The sequence below is a fragment of the Rhizobium sp. RHZ02 genome (genome assembly GCF_014851575.1).
Classification (GTDB): domain Bacteria; phylum Pseudomonadota; class Alphaproteobacteria; order Rhizobiales; family Rhizobiaceae; genus Rhizobium; species Rhizobium altiplani.
The window spans coordinates 63,510-89,595 of record NZ_JACUZX010000025.1 but is presented as its reverse complement, the minus strand read 5'-3'; the positions used below and the strand labels follow the sequence as shown (position 1 = coordinate 89,595).

Annotated in this window: 20 protein-coding genes and 1 pseudogene; 8 read left to right on the top strand and 13 right to left on the bottom strand. The window is 59.3% G+C overall.

Features of this window, described 5'->3' with window-relative positions; genetic code table 11:
- Window positions 1–300: pseudogene (locus IB244_RS25505) on the bottom strand (helix-turn-helix domain-containing protein); the annotation flags it as partial.
- Between the two features lie 256 nt (window positions 301–556).
- On the opposite strand from IB244_RS25505, the gene IB244_RS25500 reads away from it, so the two are divergent.
- The 3 genes from IB244_RS25500 to IB244_RS25490 all read left to right on the top strand — a co-directional run bounded on the left by IB244_RS25500 (window position 557) and on the right by IB244_RS25490 (window position 4,221).
- A complete protein-coding gene (locus tag IB244_RS25500; protein WP_018858285.1) occupies window positions 557–994 on the top strand; it encodes a universal stress protein in 438 nt (145 codons plus the stop codon).
- Between the two features lie 498 nt (window positions 995–1,492).
- Complete coding sequence (locus tag IB244_RS25495; RefSeq protein ID WP_246733904.1) at window positions 1,493–3,541, top strand: methyl-accepting chemotaxis protein; 2,049 nt, start codon at window positions 1,493–1,495, stop codon at window positions 3,539–3,541.
- Window positions 3,542–3,927: 386 nt separating this feature from the next.
- Entirely contained in the window at window positions 3,928–4,221 is a 294-nt protein-coding gene (locus tag IB244_RS25490; protein ID WP_018858283.1) for a hypothetical protein, read from the top strand.
- Window positions 4,222–4,264: 43 nt separating this feature from the next.
- On the opposite strand, the gene IB244_RS25485 is transcribed toward IB244_RS25490, so the two are convergent.
- The 5 genes from IB244_RS25485 to IB244_RS25465 all read right to left on the bottom strand — a co-directional run bounded on the left by IB244_RS25485 (window position 4,265) and on the right by IB244_RS25465 (window position 11,967).
- On the bottom strand, window positions 4,265–5,581 hold the full coding sequence (locus tag IB244_RS25485; RefSeq protein WP_018858282.1) for a glucoamylase family protein: 1,317 nt from the start codon (window positions 5,579–5,581) through the stop codon (window positions 4,265–4,267).
- 163 nt (window positions 5,582–5,744) lie between these two features.
- Window positions 5,745–8,192, bottom strand: coding sequence for a phosphoketolase (locus tag IB244_RS25480; protein WP_026371934.1), 2,448 nt, complete (start codon window positions 8,190–8,192; stop codon window positions 5,745–5,747).
- A 30-nt stretch (window positions 8,193–8,222) separates the two neighbouring features.
- Entirely contained in the window at window positions 8,223–9,932 is a 1,710-nt protein-coding gene (locus IB244_RS25475; RefSeq protein WP_018858280.1) for an ABC transporter ATP-binding protein/permease, read from the bottom strand.
- Window positions 9,933–10,109: 177 nt separating this feature from the next.
- Window positions 10,110–10,460, bottom strand: a complete 351-nt coding sequence (locus IB244_RS25470; RefSeq protein ID WP_018858279.1) for a hypothetical protein — start codon at window positions 10,458–10,460, stop codon at window positions 10,110–10,112.
- Between the two features lie 313 nt (window positions 10,461–10,773).
- Window positions 10,774–11,967 carry an MFS transporter gene (locus IB244_RS25465; protein ID WP_025662783.1) on the bottom strand — a complete coding sequence of 398 codons (1,194 nt, stop codon included), beginning with the start codon at window positions 11,965–11,967 and terminating at the stop codon, window positions 10,774–10,776.
- A 423-nt stretch (window positions 11,968–12,390) separates the two neighbouring features.
- Between IB244_RS25465 and IB244_RS25460 the strand changes: the two genes are divergently transcribed.
- From IB244_RS25460 to IB244_RS25440, 5 genes are all read left to right on the top strand, one after another.
- Window positions 12,391–13,530: an alpha/beta hydrolase gene (locus IB244_RS25460; protein WP_018858277.1), complete on the top strand. Its 1,140-nt coding sequence runs from the start codon at window positions 12,391–12,393 to the stop codon at window positions 13,528–13,530.
- Window positions 13,531–13,691: 161 nt separating this feature from the next.
- Window positions 13,692–15,302, top strand: coding sequence for an arylsulfatase (locus IB244_RS25455; protein WP_018858276.1), 1,611 nt, complete (start codon window positions 13,692–13,694; stop codon window positions 15,300–15,302).
- A gap of 366 nt (window positions 15,303–15,668) precedes the next feature.
- Window positions 15,669–16,643: a formylglycine-generating enzyme family protein gene (locus IB244_RS25450; protein ID WP_018858275.1), complete on the top strand. Its 975-nt coding sequence runs from the start codon at window positions 15,669–15,671 to the stop codon at window positions 16,641–16,643.
- Window positions 16,644–16,656: 13 nt separating this feature from the next.
- Entirely contained in the window at window positions 16,657–17,634 is a 978-nt protein-coding gene (locus IB244_RS25445; RefSeq protein WP_018116962.1) for an HAD family hydrolase, read from the top strand.
- Window positions 17,635–17,703: 69 nt separating this feature from the next.
- Window positions 17,704–18,279, top strand: coding sequence for a DUF1269 domain-containing protein (locus IB244_RS25440; RefSeq protein WP_018116961.1), 576 nt, complete (start codon window positions 17,704–17,706; stop codon window positions 18,277–18,279).
- A gap of 161 nt (window positions 18,280–18,440) precedes the next feature.
- Here IB244_RS25440 and IB244_RS25435 read toward each other — a convergent pair whose 3' ends face one another.
- From IB244_RS25435 to IB244_RS25405, 7 genes are all read right to left on the bottom strand, one after another.
- The gene (locus IB244_RS25435; protein WP_018858273.1) at window positions 18,441–20,192 is read right to left on the bottom strand and encodes a tetratricopeptide repeat protein; all 1,752 of its coding nucleotides are present in this window, start codon (window positions 20,190–20,192) and stop codon (window positions 18,441–18,443) included.
- A gap of 129 nt (window positions 20,193–20,321) precedes the next feature.
- Window positions 20,322–20,630, bottom strand: coding sequence for a hypothetical protein (locus IB244_RS25430; protein ID WP_018858272.1), 309 nt, complete (start codon window positions 20,628–20,630; stop codon window positions 20,322–20,324).
- 191 nt (window positions 20,631–20,821) lie between these two features.
- Window positions 20,822–22,030, bottom strand: a complete 1,209-nt coding sequence (locus IB244_RS25425; RefSeq protein ID WP_018858271.1) for an adenylate/guanylate cyclase domain-containing protein — start codon at window positions 22,028–22,030, stop codon at window positions 20,822–20,824.
- 128 nt (window positions 22,031–22,158) lie between these two features.
- A complete protein-coding gene (locus IB244_RS25420) occupies window positions 22,159–23,025 on the bottom strand; it encodes an HlyD family secretion protein (protein ID WP_018858270.1) in 867 nt (288 codons plus the stop codon).
- Window positions 23,022–23,231 carry a DUF1656 domain-containing protein gene (locus IB244_RS25415; RefSeq protein WP_018116956.1) on the bottom strand — a complete coding sequence of 70 codons (210 nt, stop codon included), beginning with the start codon at window positions 23,229–23,231 and terminating at the stop codon, window positions 23,022–23,024. The genes IB244_RS25420 and IB244_RS25415 overlap by 4 nt, the downstream gene beginning before the upstream one ends.
- Window positions 23,228–25,318: an FUSC family protein gene (locus IB244_RS25410; protein ID WP_018858269.1), complete on the bottom strand. Its 2,091-nt coding sequence runs from the start codon at window positions 25,316–25,318 to the stop codon at window positions 23,228–23,230. Before IB244_RS25410 ends, IB244_RS25415 begins: the two co-directional genes overlap by 4 nt.
- On the bottom strand, window positions 25,308–25,775 hold the full coding sequence (locus IB244_RS25405; RefSeq protein ID WP_018116954.1) for a MarR family winged helix-turn-helix transcriptional regulator: 468 nt from the start codon (window positions 25,773–25,775) through the stop codon (window positions 25,308–25,310). Before IB244_RS25405 ends, IB244_RS25410 begins: the two co-directional genes overlap by 11 nt.
- Window positions 25,776–26,086 lie beyond the last annotated feature (311 nt).

Sequence of the window (26,086 nt, the reverse complement as noted above, 5' to 3'; positions counted from 1 at the left end):
GGCTCACAAGGCCGTACCGGTCGAGCACCGCATGCACCGTGCTTCTCGCCGGGATGCGCACGTCGCCGGCCAGACGGCGCACCAGAAGCTCGCGGATCTTGCGCGCCCCCCAGTGCGGCTTCTCCTGGTTGCAACGAACGATCATCGCCGGGACCGGTCCGTCAGGGCCTCCAGCCCGTCCTCCTTGCAGCGATTGAAGATCTTGTAGCCGGTCTTGCGCGAGATCCCGAACGACCGACACACCTCGCCCATACCTTCGCCCTCCAGCAAACGGGCGACAAATCGAAGACGCTCATCCATGACCGAAGTCTCCGGTACGTTCTGTCACCTATCTCTCAGGTCGGGCATCGCCTACCTTGGCATTAGAAGCTGCGCTTTGCCACGTTCCGCGATGCCCTCTCGTGTTCGCACGCCAGAGTCTAAAGTCGCGCGCCCTCCGTCGCATTCGTCAATATCGGGAAACATGTTCGCCATCTTGACGCGGATCAATGTTCGACATGGACAGTCCGCTAGGTTTGGATGAATTTATTGCACCACGATCTGGAACGGATGTCCCATGTACAAGCGTATACTCATTCCAACCGACGGCTCGGAGCTTGCTTCCAAGGGCGTCGATCACGGTCTTGCACTTGCAAAGGCGCTCGGCATTCCAGCGACGGTCATCAACGTCACGGTGCCGCTGGCTGGCTTTGCGCTTCAGGGAGTAGTTCAGGCACAGGCCATGGACAGCTATACTCACGCGGTGAAAGAAGACCTGATCGAGATCGAAAGAATTGTCCGCAACAAGTCGGCGAAAGCGCAGGTGACGGTCGATTTTGTCCACGAGATAAATAGCTCTCCTGCTACGGCCATTCTCGAGACTGCTCAGGCAAAAAACTGCGACCTGATCGTTATCTCCTCACATGGGCGCACGGGCATCGGAAGAATGATACTTGGCAGCCAAACCCAGCAGGTCCTCGCCAATTCGACCGTTCCTGTTCTTGTCGTCAGATAACGGCATCGGCATTCGTGGACTCTTAAGGCGTCTGGCAAAGGCAACAAGGGATACTCGACGTTGCCCAGTGGAGCGATCCCTAATGGCCAAACTGAGCAAGAGCGGTACTTCAAATAAAAAAAGAGTGACTAAGGGCAAACACTATTAAATCTGTTGATAGTACCTAGCAACAAACAAGATTTGAATTTTGTTCTACTATGAGTTATTTCGATATTCTGCAAATTGACGAAAGTCAATTATAACTTTTTCTCGAAATTTACATTTTATTAACCCAGAAATGCTATGCGAACTATGGAGATTATTCAAATCTTGAAAGATCAAGGTCAGATCTCCCGATCGGAACCACTGCGTCGCGCGCATTTTGGAAAGTAGTGTTTTGCGACGTTTCGGCCTCGTGGTCTTGCAACGTTGTCGGCGAAATGACGAGCGTCCGGCCATTCTTATGCCGAAGCCGGAATTCATGACGATCGCGCCGGTTTCCCTAGGCGAATAACCGACATGAATTTACCCGCCTTCTTTTCACGTATCAGCACGAAACTCGCCCTCATGTCCGCTGCCGGCATTGCGATGATGCTCGTCATGCTGGCTGGCCTTTGGTTAGAGGATCGCTCGGTCGGCCAGAGCGCCATACTCGAACGGCAACAGGTCGGCGCATCACGCGACTATGTCGAGGCCAAGGCCGCCATTCGCGGCATGCAGATCGAGAGCCTGAACATGCGCCTGGCGAACGCCATGGACGAGGTGCTGCAGGCCAAGTCCGCCGCGCGGGACAATCACGACGCAGCCATCAGAGCCCTGGATTCGGCCCTTTCGATCCTGACAATCCAGGTCAACCAGGAGCGGGTGAAAAACATCAAGGCGCTGGTTGACGAATATTACAACACGAGCGGCCAGCTCGCGGAGTTCCTCCGCACGAAACTGAGCGCGGCGGGCGTCGACGCAAGCCTCGCCGCCAAGGAACGGGAATTCGTTACACACCAGATCGATCTCATCCAGAAGACGATGTCCCTCCTCGATGAGGCCGGCACGATCGCAAAGGGCCGTGCGACAACAGCCGCCGCAGCTTCGAACGTGGCCCTCAATTCGATGGAAACCACATCGCTCGCCGGTGGATTTCTCGTGATGATTACTCTTCTCGGCGCCGCTCTCTTCGGCGCGAAAGCGCTGGCAAAGCCGATCGGTCGTATCACCGAAAACATGAGTGTCCTGGCGAGCGGCAATCTCGGCGCCGAGATCCCTTTCACTGGGCGCAGCGACGAGATCGGCGACATGGCGCGCGCCGTCGCAGTGTTCAAGCAGAACGGCCTCCGGGTTCGCGAGCTGAATGCACATGAAGCTGCCCTTCATGCCAAGAGTGTTGATCTGCAGTCGAGCATCGGCGTGGTGGTCTTGGCCGCCGTTGGCGGTGATTTCACGCGGCGTATCGCCAAGGACTACGGCGATGCCGACCTCAACCGCTTTGCCACGCAAGTCAACGAACTGGTGGCCTCCGTCGATCGCGGCGTCGCAGAGACCCGGCGTGTCGTGGCTGCCCTTGCCGAGGGTGATTTGACCGAAACGATGCGCGGCGAGTTCCAGGGCGCCTTCGGCGAACTCAGGGACAATGTCAACGCGACCATGGCCAACCTGCGCTCGGTGCTCGGCGAGGTGCGCGCCGCCGTCGACACGATCAACAGCGGCTCGAGCGAAATACGCAGCGCCTCGGGCGACCTCTCCAAGCGCACCGAACAGCAGGCGGCTTCGCTGGAGGAAACCTCCTCCGCTTTGGAAGAGATCACCGTCGCGGTGAAAAATTCCACCGAACGGGCAACAGAGGCGAGCCATATGGTCGACGAGGCGCGCCGCAGCGCCGAGCGGTCGAGCGCGGTTGTCAAGGACGCCGTATCAGCCATGAGACGCATTGAGCAGGCCTCGGGCGAAATCGGTCAGATCATCAACGTCATCGACGAGATCGCCTTCCAGACGAACCTGCTGGCGCTCAATGCCGGAGTGGAAGCGGCCCGCGCCGGCGAGGCCGGCAAAGGCTTCGCCGTCGTCGCCCAGGAAGTGCGCGAACTGGCGCAGCGTTCCGCCAATGCCGCAAAGGACATCAAGACGCTCATCGGCCGCTCCAGCGCGGAAGTCGACGCAGGCGTCACGCTGGTGACGGCAACCGGTGAGGCGCTCGGGCTGATCCAGGGGCATGTGATCAAAATCAACGAACATGTTCATTCGATCGCGACGGCCGCGAAGGAACAGTCAACGGGACTGTCGGAAGTCAGCATGGCGGTGAATGAGATGGATCAGGTCACCCAGCGGAATGCTGCCATGGTAGAGGAGTCGACAGCGGCGACCAACCGGCTGGCGGACGAGGCTTCGAACCTCTCGCGACTGATCGCCCGCTTCAACCTCGGAACAGGCGGCCCGGCTGCGAGCGCGTATTCCGCTCCACGCGCCACCCGGGATAGCGGGCCTGCCGCCTCGCCGGCCCGCAAACTGGTGGGGAAAGTCGCGGCCGCCTTCCACGGAAACGCCGCTCCCGCCCATGACAATTGGGAGGAGTGCTGACATCGGCGTACGCGCTGCCGATATTTCTGATCGGGATTGGTGATGAGACCGCATTCACCCTAACGGGATTGATCCGACATGCCGAATCATAAATCAGCGCAAGCTGCATGATGCGGCATGTTCCATACCGGGCAGGCAAGTCCTCGATCGTCGATTACATCGCCTCGCTCTCGGCTCGCCGCGTTTGAGCGCACCGTTGAAACTGAAGCCGCCCGATGCCCAGCGAATTCTCGGTAGAACGAGCCGGCAGGCGACAGACCGCGGAACAATTGCTGTTCTATGCTTCCCCGAGCATCCTATTCGAGAAAACACCGGAAATAGAGGGTCGACTGTAGGTTTGACTTGCGACATTGTAGTATTGCTGCAGTTCACGCGGGGTGCATGTCATGTCGTACTCGCAAACGCTCCCAGTCTATGCGTCCGTTCTGGTGACGGGCGTTGTTGCACCGCTGTTCGCGTTGTCGGCGGCCGAAACAGCAGTCGTCAAAACGGTGCGGGATCCATCGATATCAATCCTCGTCAGAGCCGACCTCGAACAAGGCGCGCTATCGGCGCCCGCCACCTCGATTGACTGGTGGTTGCGGGACGATATCGTTCATACGTCGCAGGCGACGGACGGGACGAAGAGTGTCTTCAATCGAAATTGGCTGAAGGACGACCAGCTTCGCGGCTCCCACTGATCAACTTGGCAGGGCATCGTTGGGTGGATCGCCGCGGGCGCGCCTACAGCCAGCCGCCGGTGAACCCCGCTCGCCGCAACCCCCTGACAATAGGCTCGCAATCACGCATCAGCGTCCACAAAAGGCCGGTGCGGTAATTCTCAATCATCAGCGCCACCGGCCCCTGGTCAATCCCGAAGTGGTACGGGCTGATCCACCAGCCAGTCGGACTGTTCGGATCCTTGAAGGTCTGATTGAATGATGGCTTGAAGCCGTAAAGCCTAGTCATCCCCAGCTTCATGCCCGCGAACTTCCGGACGGTCGGAAGGACAATCTCGGGCGCAAAAGGCAGGGATGCCACGACAACCCAGGGCGCTACGGTCCCGTCATCAGGCCCGAAGGGCGCGCCACGGGCAACATAATCGAAGAACTCGCGACGAACCCCGCCGACATCCGCCTTCACCCAGCCCGGGCCGTCACACGCGGTAAATCCCCAGCAATGCTCACCATAACCCTCGAACTGCATCGGATTTCGGATCGCATACTCCTGATGGACAAAGGTCGCTTGCCGGCTGTTCTGGAAGTAGTCACTGTCATGCTCGTGCATGAACTGATCGCGGATGCCTCGGAAATCGATCCACATATGCGATAGCTGGTGGGTGAACAGCGGACCGGAATAGAGCAGCTCGCGGCCGTAAATGTTCCGCCATTCGTAGCTTTCCGTGTAGGCCTCATAGCTCTCGGGCGGCAGCGGATGCGACGGTGATCCCAGCCCCAATATGTAGAGAAGCAGGCCTTCGTCATAACCACGCCAACGGTAAGGAATGAAGCCACTCTCGGGTCGCCAGCCATGCGTCAGGGTAGCGCCCTGATCCCGCGCCCAGTTCCAGTCTGCACGCTCGTATAGCTCCGTCGCAAGCGTCCTGATCTTCGCTTCTTCGGCGCTCTCCCCGTCAAAATAGGTGGCGACTGTCAGCGCACCAGCGAACAGAAAGGCCGAGTCGATCGTCGACAGCTCGCATTCCCACACCCGCTGTCCCGTCTCAATGTCGAGAAAATGATAGAAGAAGCCCTTGTGGCCCGAGGCGTCCGGCTCGGGGCCCTGGTGGCATTGCATCAGGAATTCGAGCCTGCGCCGGACCATCTTGACGGCAAACTCGCGAATGAGGACGCCACGCTCCACGACGACGGGAATGGTGGCGAGCGCCATGCCGATGGCAGCGATGCTTGCCGGTGCGCCGGGTTGCGTCTTGTCGCGAACGAGGCCGTTGTCCGGGTTCGTAGAATGCAGATAGTAGAGCACCGAGGTGAACTGCAGTCGCGCAAAGTCCTCGTCGGTCAGCCCCGACTCCAAGTTTGGCCTGGGTGACACCGCAACCATGGCTTCCCCTCCCATACAGCTTTGCAATCGCTTGCCGCCAACGGCATCGTACCAATACGCACTTCGCCACTCGAACGGGCGCCAGCAGCCTGCGTCCTCTGCATCGTCTTTGATAGTGCCCCCCGGAGCAACGGCTCCGGGAGGCACCCGGCTGCGCCGAACGCTACGTGTTGTCGCCTTCCGTCGATGTCCTTTGCTTGCTTGCCGCCCCTCCGAGGACGCCCCACTTCCAGCCGGTGATTTCAGGCATGTCATCACCGTGCTTTTCAATGTAATGCCGGTGCTCGATCAGCTTCTCGCGGATCGCTTGCTTGAAGTAGGCGGCGCGGGCACCGAGTTGCGGCAGTCGATCGATGACGTCTTCGACAAGGTGGAAGCGATCGAGCTGGTTCAAAACGACCATATCGAAAGGTGTCGTCGTCGTCCCCTCCTCCTTGTATCCGCGGACGTGCAGATTGTCGTGGTTCGTGCGCCGGTAGGTCAACCGGTGAATCAGCCAGGGATATCCATGGAACGCAAAGATGATCGGCTTGTCCTTGGTGAAGAGCGCATCGAAATCGGCGTCGGAAAGCCCATGGGGGTGCTCGCTCGACGGCTGCAACTTCATGAGGTTGACGACGTTGATGACGCGCACCTTCAATTCCGGTAGATGTTCGCGGATCATCTGCACCGCCGCCAGCGTCTCCAGCGTTGGCACGTCGCCGCAGCACGCCATGACGACATCAGGCTCGCCGCCCTTGTCGTTACTGGCCCATTCCCAGATACCGAGGCCCTGGGCGCAGTGCTTGACGGCTTGATCCATAGTCAGCCATTGCGGCGCCGGCTGCTTGCCGGCAACGACGACGTTCACGTAGTTGCGGCTCCGGAGGCAATGGTCGGTAACGGAAAGCAGCGTGTTGGCATCCGCCGGCAGATAGACGCGGATCACCTCGGCCTTCTTGTTGACCACATGGTCGATGAACCCCGGATCCTGGTGGCTGAAGCCGTTGTGGTCCTGGCGCCAGACATGCGAGCTCAGGAAATAGTTGAGGGACGCGATCGGACGGCGCCATGGAATATCGTTGCACACCTTCAGCCATTTGGCGTGCTGATTGAACATCGAGTCGATGATGTGAATGAAGGCTTCATAGCATGAGAAGAAGCCATGCCGCCCTGTCAGAAGGTACCCTTCAAGCCAGCCTTGGCATTGATGCTCGCTCAACACCTCCATCACCCGGCCATCGGGCGACAGGTGGTCGTCCTCGGGATAGATTTCGGCCATGTAGCAACGATTGGTGACCTCAAGCACGTCCTGCCAGCGGTTCGAGTTGTTCTCGTCGGGACTGAACAATCGGAAATTCTTGGTGTTCAGGTTCAGTTTCATGACATCGCGAAGAAACTTGCCCATCACCCGGGCAGATTCGGTCGTCGTCGCTCCGGGGCTAGGTACGGAAACCTCGTAGTCACGGAAGTCGGGCAGCCTCAGGTCACGCAGGAGCAGGCCACCATTCGCATGCGGATTGTCGCTCATCCGGCGAATGCCAGTCGGGGCTAGCGCAGCGAGTTCGGCGCGCAGCTTACCGTCGTCATCGAAGAGCTCTTCGGGCTTATATTCCTTCATCCACTGCTGAAGGATCTTGATGTGTTCCGGCTTGTCCATTTCGCCCATCGGGACCTGGTGCGACCGCCAGTAATCCTCGCATTTCTTGCCGTCGATTTCACTCGGGCAAGTCCAGCCCTTTGGCGTGCGGAAAACAATCATCGGCCAGGCCGGGCGTTTCAGATTGCCCTTCTCGCGCGCCTCCCCCCAGATCCGCTTGATCTCGGCAACGGCTGTATCCATCGCTGCCGCCAGTTGCTGCTGCACCTTGTCGGGCTCGTGCCCTTCGACGAAGAGGGGCGCATAGCCCATCCCCTCGAAAAGCTTCCGCAGCTCCTCCTCGGGAATGCGGGCTAAGAAGCATGGATTGGCGATCTTGTAGCCATTGAGATGCAGGATCGGCAGTACGCATCCGTCACGGGCTGGATTGAGAAACTTGTTGCTGTGCCAGCTCGTGGCAAGCGGGCCGGTCTCCGCCTCGCCGTCGCCAACGACGCAGGCGACGATCAGGTCCGGATTGTCGAAGGCCGCGCCATAGGCATGGCTCAAGGCATAACCCAGTTCGCCACCCTCGTGGATGCTTCCAGGCGTTTCAGGGGCGACGTGGCTCGGAATGCCGCCGGGAAAGCTGAACTGCTTGAATAGGGTCTTCATCCCTTCGGCGTCCTGGCCGATATTGTGGTAGACTTCGCTGTATGTCCCTTCCAGGTAGGCATGTGCGACCAGCGAAGGTCCGCCATGGCCCGGCCCGATCACGTAGATCATGTTGAGGTCGTCGCGCTTGATCACGCGGTTCAGATGCACATAGAGCATGTTCAGGCCGGGCGACGTTCCCCAGTGACCGAGAAGCCGCGGCTTGATATGCTCCCGCTTGAGCGGCTCTCTCAGTAGCGGATTGTCGAGCAGATAGATCTGCCCGACGGAGAGATAGTTCGATGCACGCCAATAGGCGTCCATTAAGCGGAGTTCTTCGGCCCCAAGCGGAGCACTCGTCTTCTGATGGTCGTTGGTTGCACGAGCGGCGTTCGTCATCATCAGCCTCCTATCGACTTTTTTGTCGTCTCAATTTGCGTGCTTTGCACCGCTGCCGTTCCCGCGGTCATGCGGCGTATTCCACTGCCATGCGCCACTATCGTCAAAGTCCAGGATGGCGTCATAGGATGATATGTCGGCGGCGCTTCCGATATGAACGCAGGCGATGCCGTCATTTGCAAAGCGTGTCATGATCCGGAAAAGTGTCTCCCAGCCAACCATAGCCTCGGTTCTCTCAAGCAAGATGACATGCGGCTTCGCAACGCATGCGCTCGCCAGCATGAGCAAGCACTGCTCTCTTTGCGTCAGAACGGTATGCCATTCCACTTCTTGTTGAAATTCCTCGATCTTAGAAATGCGCTGAAGTTCAAATTCGGCAAGTAGCAGCGCAATGCGTTCGTCCGAAATTTCCGGGCTCGCGGCCGGGGGAATGAACAGTTGTCGAAGTGTCCCTGGCGGAAAATAGGGGTGCTGCGGCAGGAAGCGTATGCCTTCAGCCGTGGGGCGAAAAATCTGGCCGGTGCCGGGATAAGCAACACCTGCGGTAGCCCTGAAAAGTGCGCTCCCTTGGTCCTCTCGAGCGCATGTCACCATGACGCGGGCACGAGGCGGGATGGCGACGGTCAACTCCTGCAGCAACGACGATCCGTCCCGCTCCGACAATATCGTGAGTTTCTCATACGACAGGTCGTCCCGGGTCTCATCGACCTGAATCTTGGCACCCCCCTTTGGTCTCTCTATCGCCTCCGAAAGAGTACTCAGGCGCGCCACCACTGCAGCAAAACTGGAGATCGAGTTGAATTGGTTGATGATCAGCGAAAAAGCGCCCACCAGCATGGCGAATGCTGCCGCGGACTGCGTAATCACCCCAAATTCGATATCACCGCGGAAGAAGGCCGGCGCGACAATCAATGCAGGGATGATCTGGATCAGCCAGTTGTAGCCCGTCGTGAAGAAGCCGACATTGCGGTTCACCGATGTTATGTTGCGAAAGTTGGTCACCAGGTCATCAATTCGGACCGCGAGAAAAGACTTCATGCGCGGCTCGCTGCCGGTCAGCAAAATTCGCTCTGCATTCTCCCTTGCTTGGATGAGCCCCGTGCGGAAACTCGCCTCCTTGTCGAGCTGGTCATAGTTCAGCTTGATGAGCGGGCGGCCCAGCCAGACCGTGAGAAACGAGCCGCAGGCAGCATAAAGGACCGCCACGGCGAACAAGACGGGGTTGATGGATAAAAGTACCCCTGAAAATGAAAGGATCGTTAGCCCGCTGCTGAAGATCATGAGCAGGAAGGACAGTGTGGTCACGGTAAATGCGCGGATATCTTCGGAAATGCGCTGATCCGGATACGAGAGTCCTCCCGAAACACCGAGGCGGTAAAAGGCTCCGTCAGTAAGATAGAGATTGACGGCGCGACGCGTCAGAAAGTCTCTCCATGTGAGGGCCAGCCGCTCCTCCGTAAAGCGCGCATAAACCGATGCGATCGTGGAGCCGGCAAACACGAGAAGATAGAATATGGCCTGCCGGACAAACTCAGCGATCTGCCTGTCGGCGATCGCCGTCATGAAGTTCCGGCCCACGAAGTTATTCAGCACATTGAGCCCGTTGATCGCGAGGAAGAGCACGACAAGGCATGCGGTCAGAAGCTTTGCCGTGCCGCCGACCTCCGAGGACATGAAAACGCGCACCGAGCGCAGAAAGCGACCAGCCGTTACCCTGAAAGGAGTTCGCAGCTCTTCCATGCTCCTCCCAACCTTCACCTAGAAAATGAAGCCCGCCTCCCCGACGGCCTCCTCGAAGGCTATTTCATGCGACGTAGGTTCAGGCCCAACGTCGAACGACATTCCGGCACTTCTCCACCGCCCGCGCGCATGCTGGCCCTGGTCCGGCCAATTCTCCAGAGCCAGTGCGTTGCGGGGCTAGGATTTAAGGTCGTGCGCCTGCCCTGACTCGCGCAATTCCTTGAGGGTTTTGCCCAAGCAGCTTCCCCCGTCGGATCCGCCCACGGCCTTTGCTTTACCGTCCAGCGTAATCGTCCCCGCAATCCGGTCGGAGGCTGAAAAAGTGGCGGTGCCGTCTTTCGTCACCCTGGACAAATAGAATGCGTGGTAGGTGCCCTTGTATTCACAGCTGATAACCATCGGAAAATCGTCAAAGGGATCTTGTGCGTATGCGAACGCGCTGGTCAGAACCGATGCCCCACAAGCGACGAGCATTGCAATCGATATATTGAGAAATGCAGTGATACTGCGAAGCGACACATGTTCCATTGATCGAACCCCAACTGCGTGAAGAACGCGAATTCGCAAGGTGTCTCTAGGCATGCATTCAAGTGGCTATCAGCGGCTGTAAGTATGTCGCAGCATGCCGCTGTTAGGCAAGAAAATTGTGGTCAGCAAGGACACAATTTTACCGGGAAAAGAGGCATCTTGGAGGAACACCGAGGAGCGCGCCTCCCGGGGCGCCGCCTTTCCCCACCTAGTTAGGCGCACAGGTACTCCACCGTCCACAGAAGCAATGGTGGCCAACGCGATGGGCTCACGTCAACCACCGTTCCCGGGACGTCGGAATTCGCCTCGCGGGTTAGGCGGGCTGGGTCACAGTATCGCTATCCGCTGTCGAACGACCGTCCAGAGCGCCACTCCAGAGCGTCAGGACCAAGGCTCCGCCCACGAGAATTGCGCCAACCCAGGGTGTCGCCTCAAGCCCCAGCGAAGATTCCACCACAAGGCCGCCGATCCATGCGCCCGCGGCGATACCGAGGTTGAAGGCGGCGATATTCAGGGCCGATGCCACATCGACGGCGGCGGGACGAACCTGCTTCGCCAACTGCACGACATAAATCTGCAGGCCGGGCACGTTGGCGAACGAGAGGAAGCCGAGTGCCGCCAGCGTCGGGACGACCAGCCAGGGCGATGGCGCGGTGAAACTGAAGAGTACCAGCACGATCGCCTGGGCGATGAACAAGCCGGTCAGGGCGCGTACCGGGCTGCGATTGGCAAGTTTGCCGCCGGCGACGTTGCCAATGGCGATCGCGATGCCATAGACCACGAGGATGATGCTGACCGTGCTGGCAGCAAAGCCGGTGATCTCCTGCAGGATCGACGCCAGGAACGTAAAGGCGACGAAGGTGCCGCCATAGCCAAGTGCGGTCATGGCGAAGACGATCAACAGGCGGCCGCTGCCGAGCACGCGGATCTGGTCGCCGACGCTGGCGGCCGGTGCCTTCTTGAGGTTCGAAGGCAGCAACACTGCAATCGCAACGAAGGCAATCGCACCGAGGCCTGCTACCGCCGCAAATGTTGCGCGCCAGCCGAAGATCTGACCGATCAGAGTGCCAAGCGGGACGCCTGTTACGATGGCGACCGTCAAGCCCATGAACATCATCGCGATCGCCGAGGCGCGACGGTTCTCGGGAACGAGATCAGCTGCGATCGTCGAGCCGACGGAGAAGAAGACGCCATGTGCGAAGGCTGAAAGGACGCGCGCAACCAGCAACGGAGCATAGCTTGGGCTGATTGCCGCCATGCCGTTGCCGACGATGAAGAGCGCCATAAGGCCGAGAAGCAATGGTTTTCTTGCGATGCGCCCGGTCAAAGCCGTTAGCACCGGCGCGCCGAATGTGACGCCGAGCGCATAGACGCTGACAATCAATCCCGCCAACGGCAGACTGATCTGGAGATCTGAAGCAACGGTCGGCAACAAGCCGACGATGACGAATTCCGTGGTTCCGATCGCGTAGGCCGCGATCGTCAAAGCAAAGAGAGCAGTTGGCATGATGTGCCTCAAAATGATGTTGCCGGTCTGCCGGCTTGGTTGACTGGCGAACATATGGAGGCACTGGATTTAGGTGATAAGCGGTCACTTGGTCCAAGCATCTGTGAACCGAATTCACAAAACGACCAAACCTGGCACGACCAAGCGCAGCAGACGGATTGCCTGGCAACCAAGCGGCAGGCAAAGCTCGTTGCGGTTCGGTAACACTTACTTAAAACTCGTCGTGGCCCTAGGGCATGGAGCGCGAATTGCACGTAACATTCGCGTCGTTTCTGTGAGAGTACTTCACCAAAGCCCGGCCACCGTAAGGTGCTTGCGTTTCAATGAGGGAACCGGAACGTGATTGCTGCCCGTACTGTTCGGACACTTGCACCTTTGCTCGTCGCGGCAGTTCTTGCCAGCTGCGGTCATCCAAGCGGAGTCATGGCCCCTGTTGCGCTATCGGCGGCAACGCAGAATACCTCAAAGGTCAGCATGCTGGTCGCAACCACGCGCGAACCTTCCGGCGACCAGGCGACGCTGTTCACCGGCGAACGCAGCCCAAAGCCCTATCTGACGGCGATTGACGTCTCCATCCCGCCGAAACGGGCCTCAGGCACAGTCCAATGGCCGAAGCGTCTACCGCCCAATCCCGCAACCGATTTTGCGGTGACCAGCGTCAAGGAGATCGACACCGTTCCAGAGGGGCGCGCCTGGTTCCACCAGAACATCCAGGGCGGGCATGCGCTGGTCTTTGTCCACGGCTTCAACAACAAGTATGAGGATTCCGTCTTCCGTCTGGCCCAGATCGTCCACGATTCAGGGATGCAGGCGACCCCTATCCTCTTCACATGGCCGTCACGCGCGCAGCTTACCGCCTATGAATACGACAAGGAAAGCACCAACTATTCACGCACGGCGCTCGAGCAGGCGCTGCGGACGCTAGCCGCCGACCCCGACGTCAAGGACATCACGATCCTCGCTCATTCAATGGGCACCTGGCTGACCATGGAATCCCTGCGGCAGATGGGTATCCGCGACGGACACGTGAACAGCAAGATCCACAACGTCATTCTCGCGTCCCCGGATATCGATATTCAGGTCTTTGCCAAGCAGTTCGCGGAGATGGGCACGCCGACGCCGAAATTCACGATCTTCGTGTCTCAGGATGACAAGGCGCTTGCGGTTTCAAGTTTCATCACGGGAAAGGTCTCGCGTTTGGGCGCGATCGATCCGACCGTTGAGCCCTATCGCTCGAAACTCGAAGCCGCCGGCATTACCGCCATCGATCTCACCAAGGTCAAAGGCGAAGGCCTGAACCACGGCAAGTTCGCCGAAAGTCCTGAAATCGTTCAGCTGATTGGCCAGCGGATCGTCACCGGTCAGACGCTGACGGATTCCAACGTCACGCTCGGCCAAGGACTTACCGCTGTCGTCGGCGGAACAGTGACGACCATCGGTAACGTCGCAGCCACGGCTGTCGCCGCGCCGGTGACGGTGCTTGAACAGCCGATGCGGGCCAAGAAGCGCCCTGTCGACGAAACCCTGCAAGGCGATCTCAAACCACAGCAGTTGACCCAGTAGCAATCAGGCATTCTGTGCGCTGTTACGTCGTGACCCTCGTTTGTTACCGTAACGTACTTACCGACCAACGCTTTTCAGTGGGAATCTGCGGCCGAGTTTGGCCTACCTACAATCAGGAGAGCGTAGATGTTGAATCACCTGCATGGACAAGGGAGATCGCAATGAGTGCATCTCTCTCAAAACGGCTTCGGCACGCCGGCGCAGCTTTGGCATTGGCGCTGGCCTCGACATCCCTCAGCTATGGGATCGCCCATGCGCAGCAGGCGACGCCGGCTCAAGATACGACCAAACCGAATATACTCGTCATCTTCGGTGACGACATCGGCCAGACAAACATCAGCGCCTATTCGATGGGCGTCGTGGGCTACAAGACGCCCAATATTGATCGTATTGCCAAGGAAGGCATGCTGTTCACCGACTATTACGCCGAAAACAGCTGCACTGCCGGCCGCTCGACATTCATTACCGGCCAGGTCTGCCTCCGTACGGGTCTCTGCAAGGTCGGCATTCCCGGAGCAACGGTCGGCTTGCAGGCGCGTGACATTACCATCGCGCAGGCGCTGAAGCCACTCGGCTATGCAACCGGCCAGTTCGGCAAGAACCACCTCGGCGATCGCGACGAGTTCCTGCCAACGCAGCATGGCTTCGACGAGTTCTTCGGCAACCTCTATCACTTGAATGCCGAAGAAGAGCCTGAGCGTCCCTATTATCCAAAGAACGACCAGGCGTTCGTGAAAGCGAATTCGCCGCGCGGCGTCTTGCATTCGTTCGCTGACGGACGGGTCCAAGATACTGGCGCACTTAATCGCAAGCGTATGGAAACGATCGACGATGAAACGACCGCTGCGGCGATCGATTTCATCCAGCGTCAGGCCAAGGAAGGAAAGCCCTTCTTCACCTGGATGAATACCACGCGCATGCACGCTTTTACCCATGTTCGGGATTCGATGCAGGGGCAAAGCGGCATGCCCGGCAACGAATATGCCGATGGCATGATCGAGCATGACGGCGATGTCGGGAAGCTCCTCAAGGCGTTGGACGATCTCAAGATCGCCGACAATACGATCGTCGTCTACACGACGGACAATGGCCCGAACCAGTGGTCTTGGCCAGATGCGGCGACGACCTCTTTCCGAAGCGAGAAGGATACCAACTGGGAAGGCGCCTTCCGCGTTCCGGCGATGGTTCGTTGGCCCGGCCACATCACGGCGGGCGAGGTGTCCAATGAGATGATGTCCGGACTTGACTGGTTTCCGACCTTGCTTGCCGCAGCCGGCGATCCCGGCATCAAGGAACAGCTCCTCAATGGCGCAAGCATCAACGGCAATCAGTTCAAGGTCCATCTCGACGGTTACAACCAGCTTCCTTACCTGACAGGACAGCAGCCGAAGTCCGGACGCGAAGATTTCTACTATTTCAACGATGATGGAGAGGTCGTCGCTTATCGCTATGGCAATTGGAAGATCGTGTTCTGTGAACAGAGGGAGCCGGGCGGCTTCGTGGTATGGGCAAACCCCTTTACTTGTTTGCGTGCGCCGAAGGTCTTCAATCTGCGCATGGACCCCTTCGAGCGCGCCGACGTCGTCTCTGACCAGTATTATGACTGGCTGGCGAAGAATGCCTATCTCATCCAGTACGGCGTCTACCGAGTCGCCCCCTTCTTGCAGACGTTCAAGGACTATCCTCCAAGCCAGCGTTCCGCGAGCTTCAGCATCGATCAGATGGTCGACGCCTTGATGCGCTCGCTGGAGAGCCCAGCGTCAGGAAAATAGCAAAGCGGCGGCGGGCGGCTTTGCTTTTCAAGCAGCCGCCGCGCCAGCGATTCACCGGACGGCCAAGCCCCTGGCGACAGCCTTCCGGTGGCGAACTCTCCAGTCAGGTCAGGTGGCAACAAAAGCTGCCGAACGGCCCTGCAGCACCTGAAGATGCACTCGATTGGCCGCGCGGGCAGCCGCATCGGCCCAACACTGCAACACCCGCCCCCTTCGACGCGCGGAAATCCATTGGCCGAGTTGAATTCATGGCCCACAGCAGCAGATTTACGCCTGATGTAACGTTTTGTGGAAGCCGTGTTACCGTAACGTACTTACGGGTAAGGCAAGACGCGGAATATTAAGGGCAGGCTTTCGGAGGCGACGATGGCACTGGCATTTGACGCAGAACACCGGCCGCAACGTCAGGGCGACGACAATGGCGACCTAGTCTGGATAGCCGGCCGGACCTTCGTGATGGGGTCCAACGACCATTATCCGGAAGAGGCCCCGGCTCATCCTGTTGCCGTCGATGGCTTCTGGATCGAGGCGACGCCTGTCACGAACCGCAAATTCCAGGAATTCGTCAAGGCGACCGGCCACGTAACATTGGCCGAGAAGGCGCCCGACCCGAAGGACTATCCGGGCGCCCTACCGAACATGCTTCGGGCCGGATCTCTTGTCTTCACACCGCCGAAATCGGTGAGTGGCGCGGATATCGCTCAGTGGTGGAAATTCAAGTTCGGGGCCAACTGGCGGCGACCCTACGGCGGCCTCAGCGACCTCCGCGGCAAGCTCGATCACCCGGTTGTCCATGTCGCCTACTCCGACGCGAAGGCCTATGCCGAATGGGCCGGAATGGATCTGCCGACAGAGGCCGAGTGGGAACTGGCGGCACGTGGTGGGCTTGACGACACTGAATTTGCCTGGGGCGACGAGCTTATGCCCGGTGGTGTTGCCATGGCCAACACCTGGCAGGGCACCTTCCCGACCCACAGCACGAAACCTGACGGCAAGGACCGGACGACACCCGTGCGGTCGTTTGCGCCAAACGGTTACGGCGCCTATGACATGATCGGCAATGTCTGGGAGTGGACGCAGGACTATTGGTCGACGCGACATCCGCAGCCTGCGGCAAAGGCGTGCTGCATCCCCGAGAACCCGCGCGGCGGCGGAAAAGAGGCAAGTTACGATCCCAATCAGCCGAACATTCTTATCCCGAGGCGAGTATTGAAGGGCGGCTCGCATCTTTGCGCCCCGAACTACTGCCGGCGCTATCGCCCGGCAGCGCGCCACGCCGAGCCAGAAGACACGTCCACTAGTCACGTCGGCTTTCGCTGCATTAAACGCGTTGCAACCTGATCAGGAGTATCCGATGTCCCGGTCTGTGCGCTTCCTCCTGCTTTTCTTGCTGCTGCCGGTGAGCGCATTCGCGCAGGAGCTTCCCTCCTGGAACGATGGCAAATCGAAGCAGGCAATTGTCGACTTCATCAAGAAAGTGACAACGCAAGGCGGCGCCGACTACGTGGCGCCCGAGGACCGCATCGCCGTATTCGACAACGACGGTACGCTCTGGACCGAGCAGCCGTTCTACTTCCAACTTGGCTTCATACTGGATCGGGTCAAGGCGCTCGCTCCACAGCACCCCGAGTGGAAGGAAAAGGAACCCTTCAAGTCGATTCTGGCCGGCGATCTCAAGGGTATCGCAAAGAGCGGCGAACGAGGCCTCGTCGAGCTTGTGATGGAGACCCACGCCGGTCTGACGACCGACGATTTCCGCAACATCGTCATCGACTGGTTCGCCACGGCGAGACACCCGAAGACCGGCAAGCCTTACAACGAGATGACATTTCTGCCCATGCGCGAACTGCTGGATTACCTGCGCGCCAATGGCTTCAAGACCTTCATTGTTTCGGGTGGCGGCGTCGAGTTCATGCGCCCGATGACCGAGAAAGCATACGGCATTCCGCCTGAACAAGTCGTCGGAAGCACGATCACGACGCAATACGCGCTCGTCGGCGACATCCCGGTTCTAAACCGCCTTCCGAAAGTCGATTTCGTTGACGATGGCCCGGGCAAGCCGGTGGGCATCAACAAATTCATAGGCAGGCGACCGATCCTTGCCGCAGGCAATTCGGACGGCGACTACGAGATGCTGCGCTGGGTAATGGCTGGCCAGGGACCGCACTTTGCAATGATCATTCATCATACCGACGCAGATCGCGAATACGCCTATGATCGCAAATCGGACTTCGGGAAGCTGGACAAGGCGCTCGACGAGGCGGAGAGCCGCAACTGGCTGCTCGTCGATATGAAAGCCGATTGGAAGAAGATTTACGCGTTTGATCAATAGCCTCCCGGCTGGCGTTTTCCAGCCGTTCAACCGCTCTGTACCCCTGCTATCAAACGAAAGGAACGAACAATGTCGGAACTCGTTGTGATCGGCTTCGATGCCATGGATGAAGCAGATAAGGTGTTGTTGAAACTTCACAACCTGAAGAAGGAATATCTGGTCGACCTCGAGGACGCGGTGGTCGTCGTGAGAGATGAAGCCGGCAAGGTCCATCTCAAGCAGAGCCTCAACCTGGCAGCAATCGGGGCCACATCGGGGCTTTTGTCCGGCTCACTCTGGGGCGCCCTGGTTGGTCTGCTATTCCTCAATCCGCTCGCAGGCTTTGCGATCGGCGGGCTCGTCGGTGCAGGCACTGGCGCGATCTCCGGTTCGCTTTCCGACTACGGCATCAACGACGAATTCATCAAGTCTCTTGGCGGAACCATACCGAACTCCTCCTCCGCTCTCTTCGTGCTCATACGCAAGGTGCAGCCGGAAAAAGTCCTGGCAGAGTTCCAGGGGCTGCGTGGCCGCGTACTGAAAACCTCGTTAGCGCCGGATCAGGAGGAGAACCTGCGCAAGGCACTCTCAGGAGGCTCAGACGAAGCGCCCGCCAAGCCAGCCAAACGCCGAACGACTGCCAAAGGGGCAGCCAACCAAAGTTAGACGGCGATCGATACCAGCCACGACTGTAAACCTACATGCAATATCGGCCCGGGCGAGCCGCGCGCAAATGCGCGGCCCTTGCCGCCGGTCGCACGCAGCGAAACACTCTTACGGAACTCGCTGCGCTACCGACGCGGACTCACTACACGCTGCAGCGCCGGCTAAAAGGCAGTCGCTAGCCCCTCCGCTGTGAAGCGGGCGCCCGCTTTCGTCAGTCCTTCTTCGATGGAGGCGGAAAGCAGCGGTTGATAGCGTCGCTGCGCCATTCTCTCGCGGAAGGTCGTCTCGAAATCCGGCGTGAGCTGCCGGAGCTCTGTAAGCCGCTGCGCCGCTTCATCCGACCCGAGTTGCCCGAGTGCGGCAACGCGCAAGACGCTGATCAGGAAATTCCTGTCACTTGCCTGCTCGGCAAGCAGCGAAGCCTCCGACCAATCTCTTCGGCGGTAAGCGTCGAGTGCGAGAACCAGGACCGCATCACGCGGAACGACATCGACTAATCTACCGGCATCGCGCGCAAGAGAAACGCCCGCATCAAAATAGCCCAGCGCGAACAGTGCAAGACCAAGCTTTGCAGCCACATCGGGGTTGTTGGGATTGAGCGCGAGCGCGCGGTTGCCCGCGGCGATTGCCGCGTCGATCCTTCCACTGTAGAATTGCGACAACATCAGCGCCAGGTGCGCCCGGTCCGAAAGCGGCGACAATGAGACTGCCCGGTTGGCAAGCTCGAGCGCACGCGCGAGCTTGCTGTTGTCGGTGATCTCCGCCTGCCCCGCCGCTAGCAGCATTGCCAGCGCTGCGGTTGCGTCGGCATCGTAGCGGTTTGCCGCAATCGTTCTTTCCAGGCAATTGATTGTACGCGCGAGGGCCGATGCCGGGCCGTCGTCCAACTCGTGTTCGGCCTGAAGGACGCATGCGTTGCCAAGCGAGCCCTCAGCCATATCGTGTGCTTCGATGTTGTTGATGATCCCACGTGTAGCAGCAAAGCGGCGCGAGAGTTGCGCGACCAATTCCTCCCGGACCGACGCAACCGTCCTGCCGCTGGTATCGACCCTCTCCAAACCGGATTTGAGAAGATCGCCCGTCGCCGTGTCGACGACCTGCCACCAGATACTGCGATCGTCACCATCACCGTAATATTTCATATCGATTGCGTAGGCGTTCGATCTGGCCGGGCGAAGCACCGAGGCAAGCGGCCTCTCGCGCCGGTCGGCTTGCGAAACCGTCAGAGTCTGAAATTGCGTGAGGGCGGTCAGCAACATGTCCCGAGTAACAGCGGCCTCGTCACGCAGCCCCTCATCCACCGCAGTCAGCGTGAGTGCGACTGTAGGCTTGGCCGTTGTTGTGACGGTACGCGCCGCATAAACGGTGATACCGGTGCCTACGACCACGACCATCAGCAGCGCCAGGGTTGCAGCGAGCCGCAAGGTCGCCCAGAAGGCGCCTTGGACTTTCGGCGCAACCGTAGAAACGGGCAACTGAGGAACCAGCTTTACGGGTTCGCCCCAGGTCGTTGCGGGATGCTCTCGATCATCGATGCCTGGGGATGCACCGGTGGACCGCGTGAAAATCGCAATATAGCGCCCTCTCGGCAATTGAACCGTGACCCCACCATCTTCACCGAAAGCCTCGTAATACTGGCTGAGCGAGGATCGCAATCGGCTGAGCTCGATGCGAACAATGGGATCGAGTGACGGATCGAAATTGCTTTGTCGGCCAAGCACGTCAATGGCGATAGAATAGGCCTTCACGCCCTCGGCGTGCCCAGCGAATTGCTGTTCCGCGATATATTTAAGGATGCTGCGGCTTCTTTCGGTGGCCCTGAACCGCTCGTCGGCGAGCAGACGCTCCAGTTCTGCGCTGGCTTCCGAGCATGAAACGTCATGAGCCCAGCCTTCGTATTCCTTAGCCTTCATTGCCGCCCCGCTACGCAATGCTCAATGCCAAGTAGAACAGATGGGCTTGCCTCGCAGAAAACAAGGGGTTGCAACACAAAACGCTAACAAAACTAAAACGTGACCGACATTGGTGCGAGCTGGTCGGTCCTATTCCAGGCCGCCGCCTCCGCGCTCACGACAGTACTTGATCACGTCTGCCTCGATCTCTGCGCAGACCATTTCATACTCATGGACCATCGCATGGTTCATGTCGCCGGCACTGCTCCTCAGCCGGTCGAGGGTGGAGCTAGCATCCTCATAGGCCTCGCAGAGGCTGCCAAGAGATTCCGACTTCTCCCCGATCAGTTGAAGCCGCCCGCGGACCGAGGGCAGCTTCAGCATCAAGCGGTGTAACCCTCGCCGCTCGGCATCGGAAGGCGTTCTTAGCCCGTCGTTTTCCTTGCCCATGAAGACCACCCCGGCCTCAGTCGGCTTCGTTTGAACAATCTTAGCGAGCCAGTGGCTTGGCGGAAGTACGCAACGGTAACAGACCCGCGTTAATAGCGGCCACCAAGCCTTGTTACCTTGGCATTTACGTTCCGTTACCGCCTGGAACGCAACAAGAGTGCTGCAAATTGGGCCTGTATGGTCACGCGGCCGGGATCAGTTCAAATGAGCGGCATCAGCGTGAACAGTTCCTGAGCACGATTGACGCCGCGCAAGACATGCTGGCCGATCGAATGCAGGCTGTCCATTTGTGTGGGTGCAACGATTGCCGCGAAACTCGCCGACATCAGCAAGCGGCTCTGCAGCGACCGACAGAGCGAGACAATTCGGCTGACTTCGTTGACGGCAGGCCCGATGACCGTAAAATCGAGGCGATCTGCACTCCCGATGTTGCCGTAAAAGACCTCGCCGAGATGGAGCCCGAGATAGACGTCGGTCACCGGCCTCCCCTCGATACGGCGCTGCGCATTGAGGTCGAGCAGGCGTTTATCGAGCAGCGACCGGGCATTCAACGCCGCCGAGCAGGCCTCGCTCGGCCGCCTGCCCTTGAAAATCGCCAACGTGCCGTCGCCCATCAGCTTGAGCACTTCGCCGCCCGCTTCCTGCACCGACGAGATCACTGCATCCGCATAGTCGTTGAGCATCGGAATAATCTCTTCCGGATCGACTGTGTCCGAGATGTGCGTGAAGTTGGCAAGGTCGGAAAACCACAGCGCGGCCGATATGCGGTCGCTTTGACCGCGGGTGATCTTGCCGTGCAGTACCTGGTTGGCCGCATCCTGCCCCAGATAGACCTTGGCAATCGTGCCGGCAACGCCGCTAATCGTCACGCATTTGACGGCCAGCGCCAGGCAGGGAAGCAGATCGCGCAATACCGCGACGTCACGATCGGAGAATCCATCCTTCGCTCGCGTGGCAAAGTGGGAGAAGAAGCAGTCGATGTCTCCGATCGTACCACCATCGCCGAAGCGATGCGCAATGGCGATGAAGTCTGTGAAACCAGCAGCCTTCAGATCGTCCAGCAGGTAGAAATCGGTCGCGTCACCATTGCTCAGGCTTCTGCGGACCTCTACGGACCCCGTCGTCTCCAAATGATGGAATGCGGAGCGGAGCCAGTTGTCGGCGATCGCTCCGGCACCGGAAAAGCCGTATTCCGACACCCGCTCGATCGGCTCTCGGCTGTCCCAGCGGAAAGCTCGGCGTTCATAGACCGGATGCAGAGTGTCCATGACGGCAACGGAACGCTCGACCGGCAGTCCGTTCGCACCACACCGTTCACAGAAGCCGGCGAGCAGGTCCGCTTCGGCCACGCCCTTGAGCCCGCTCTGCATCAGCCAGGTAGTGATTTCTATGACGTGACGGTCGTCCACGGCTGTCTCCTAGAACCGGGCGTCATTTTGCTTTTCTCAAGCCGAATGGCTGCGTATCCGGTCATCGCGGGACGCCCAGACCGGTGAACTTACAGTTTTGCGAAGGCGGCTCTTGAAGCCGCCTCGGGTCAATTAACGATGGTGACGCTTGCAGTGCGACCGGCGACAAGCGCCGTGTCGTCGGGCAGCGCATCGAGCGCCACGCGTACGGGGACGCGCTGAGCCAGCCGCACCCAAGTGAAAGTCGGAGTTACGTTAGCGAGCTGCGCGCTGGTATCGCTGCGTTCGCGATCCTCTATGCCGCCCGCGACGCCATCGACATGCCCCTTAAGAGGCGTTTTGCTGCCCATCAGATAGACGAGCGCAGGATCGCCGACCTTGATGCGGTCCAGCTTGTTTTCTTCGAAATAGCCGGCGACGTAGTAGGAATCGCTGTCGATCAGGGCGGTAACGGCGGTGCCCGCAGTAACATAATTGCCCGGCTGCATGGAGAAGTTGGTGAGCACGCCGTTGACCGGCGCCCGCACCACGGAACGGTCGAGATTGAGCTGAGCAGTGTCACGGCTGATCACGGCCTGGTTGTAGGCGGCCTCGTCCTGCTGGACTGTCGTCTCAGCCTGCTGGATCTTCTGCCGTGTCACCGAGCTCTCGCCAAGTTTGCGATAGAGCTCGAGGTCGCTTCTCGCCAGGTCGAGAGCCGCCTTGCTGCTTTCCATCTGCGCTTCGGCCTGGCGCAAAGCGAGCGTAAAACGCGCCTGATCGATACGGAAGATCACGTCGCCCTTGCGAACAGTCTGATTGTCCTTTGCATCGACTTCACTGACGATCCCGGAGACATCGGCGGCTAGGCGTACGACGTCCGCGCGAACTTTGCCATCGCGGGTCCATGGTTCGTCCATGTAGTAGTCCCACAAATGCCAGCCGAGCACTCCCGCCAAAGCGACCATGACGCCGGTAACCAGGAAGCGACCGGAATGAGCGAAAAGCGATTTCATAGTGACACCTTATTCAAAGATAGCGCGATGGCGCCGAGCAGGCAGAAATACATGGCCGTGTCGAAGAGCGGTCGATGCCAGACCAAACGATAGAAGCCGACATACGCCAGTGCACTCCGCAGGATGGCGTTGAGGAGGTAAGCGGCGAATGCGATCGCGCCGAGCGTTGGGAGAAAGACCCCGTAAATATCGATATCCGGCCTCATGCCGCATGTTCCTTTGCAGTTCCGGCTGTCGCGCCCGTGACAGCCTGAGCGAGGGAGGCTGCATCCGGGTAGAGAGTGTATCTGAGCGCTGTCATCGAGCGGCGCGCGCCCTCGATCGCCGACGACCGGCCGGCCTCAATCAGTGCTGCGAGCGACTGGTCCAGTGTCGTCAGCAGGTTTCCGTCGGGTTGAGCATCCCGGCTCTTCTGCTTCTGCTGATAATAAGCCGCAACGCCCGACAGCACGTTCTCGATCGGCTCGCGCTTGTCGCGCGAGACAAGCTGCTTGTGGCGTTGGAGCTCCAGCGTATTGAGGCCGTTCCGCAGATCCCGCAGGATATCGGTCTGAGCGACGGCGGACTCGGCCGGGATCATCGCCAGGCGCGGGGCAACCAGGCCAAACCGGTCGACCATCCGGTAAAGCAACTTCGTGAAGTCGACGTCCTCAGGGCGACGCGCCGCAGCGACGATATCGGTCCAGCCCGAGCGCAGCAGCCGGTAGGCGGTCCATTCTGCACCGACAGAACGAACAAGAACGGTCGTTCCGCAGGCGATCACCATGCCGATGATCATGGCCGCGTTCGAATTGAGGAAGGAGGCGAGATCCAGGCTCAAGCGATCCTGCAGCGTCAGCATGTTCGGCAGGTTCACGCAGAAGCCCATGCCGTAGAGAGCGAGCGATGGCTTGGTCATCAACAACCCCGCCGGCACCAGGACCAATCCAAGTGCTGCGGCAAGCTCGACATAGGTATGGACCAACGGCATCAGGCCGAACTCGAAAACAAACGCTGCGATCACGGTGACGATCGCCACATTGACGAACTTGATCATCATCGGCGCGGGATCGTCCATCGATGAAAAGATGCAGCAGAGCACACCTGCCATCATCGCGGCGGCGCTGCCTTGCGGCCAGCCGGTATAGATCCAGAGGGCTGTGGCAATGAACGTCGCCAGCATCACGGATAGGCCGGAGTGAACGGCCATGCCGTAGTCCTTGTGGATCGGCGCGCGATCGAACGACGTGCCGAAGCGGCGCCAACGAAGATCGTGATGCGATCCGGATTGGATATCCTCGCGCAGACTGAGACAGTCGCCCCAGATCTGCACCAGATCGCGGATGCGAGCGGTGAAGTTGTGAGCAAGAAGCCCATTCCACTCCTGTTGCTCGCGTCCCTCCTCCTCGGACTTCGCTATCAGGGCAAGGAGCTGCTGGCGCTTATCCTCGGCAAGAGGCGCACCGTTTTCGAGCAACGCGCTGACTTCGGTTACGAGTGCAGTGATCGCGGGTGTGAATTTGCCCGGCGTCGCCTTGTCGAGCGCGTGCAGCACGTCAGCCAACCCTGAAACGACAGGCAGCATCGCAACCATGCGCTGCTGCAGCATTCGGGTGCGACCGACCATATCGCGCAGTGCCGAAGTGTCGTAGGCCACGTGAGTGGTAAAGCTGTGGAGGTCGACTGCGTCGGCAGCCAGCCGTCGGGCTGCCGCCAGAAGCGAAGGATCGCGTCCCCTGCCCTCCAGCGTGCCAATGGCGAGCTCGGCGCCGTCTCGCAGCCAGGCATTGATGCGCGCGGCCAGAACCGGCCCTGCATGCCGGGGAAAGAAGATACGATTGACAATCGCCGCACAGATGATGCCGAGCGCGATTTCCTCGACGCGGGCAGTTGCATAGGTAAAGGCCGTGTCCGGATTTGCGACGATCGGGAATCCGGTGAGAGCGGTCGTGTAGCCCGCCAGCATGAAGCTGTAGCTCCGTGGCGTCCGGTCGAGCAGACTGACGCCGAGGCAAAAGGCCATCCACAGCGCAATCGCAAGCGTCAGCAATTCAGGCGAATTGACGAGGTTGGGGATCAGGATCACCGTGACCGTACCGCCGAGTGCGGTGCCAATCAGTCGGTAGAGCGCCTTCGACGTACTCGCCCCGGACAGCGGATGGGCCACGATGTAAACCGTGCCGACCGCCCAGTATGGGTTTGGCAGGTCGAAGCAAAGCGCAAGGCCAAGCGCCAGCATTGCGGCGGCGAAGGTCTTGATGGAAAAAACGACGTCTCCCAGACTGGGATCGGTCGCGTTCTTGCTACTCGTCATTTTCCTGTATTCCGGATAGGGCCGCGGTTTTCGCCGCGATGGCGCGCAGGACTTCCAGGGCGGCCCCGACCTGTTCAGGATCGAGGTCGCCAAGGATCTGTGCTCGCAGCTCCGCCGCACAGCTTTCGGCGCGCTCGGCGACCGCTGTGCCTCCTCCGGTGAGTTGCACCAGCTTGATGCGACGGTCCGCCTCATCGGGGACCCGGCGGATCAAGCCGTCATTTTCCAAACTATCAAGAACCCGCACGAGCGTCGGCCCTTCCACACCGACCCGTTCGGCCAGAACACCCTGTGGGATCCGGTCGCCATGCCGAAGCAGCGCAATCAACGGCGCCGCGCTGGCATCGGATAGATTGTGCTCGGTCAGAATGGCGTTCAAAGCGCGACGCCACCCGCGCCCGCAGATCATAAGCAATGGTGCGAACTCGGCCCAGGTTTGTGTCTGATTCGTTGTCATGGAATTAGATAACATCCTATCGATTAGAATTCAATGATATTGTTGGGCGCATGACGATTGTGGTTAGCGGATCGTTTTTTTGCCCAGCAATTGCGGGACTTTCTGTTCGTCACTGCCGGCGACCAATCATAATTTGCCGCGACGCCGACATTGCATGCCCGAAGGCTAGGCAAGGTAGCTCACACGGAAATGTCATTTGCGAGCTAGGCTCGCTCGCTGAGGAGCAAACTTCATTCGGCATTCTTGGCGAAATCGGCACATATTAGCAGCGCCGGAAGTGCCATATTAGCGCATGCGAAGCCGCCGTTTTT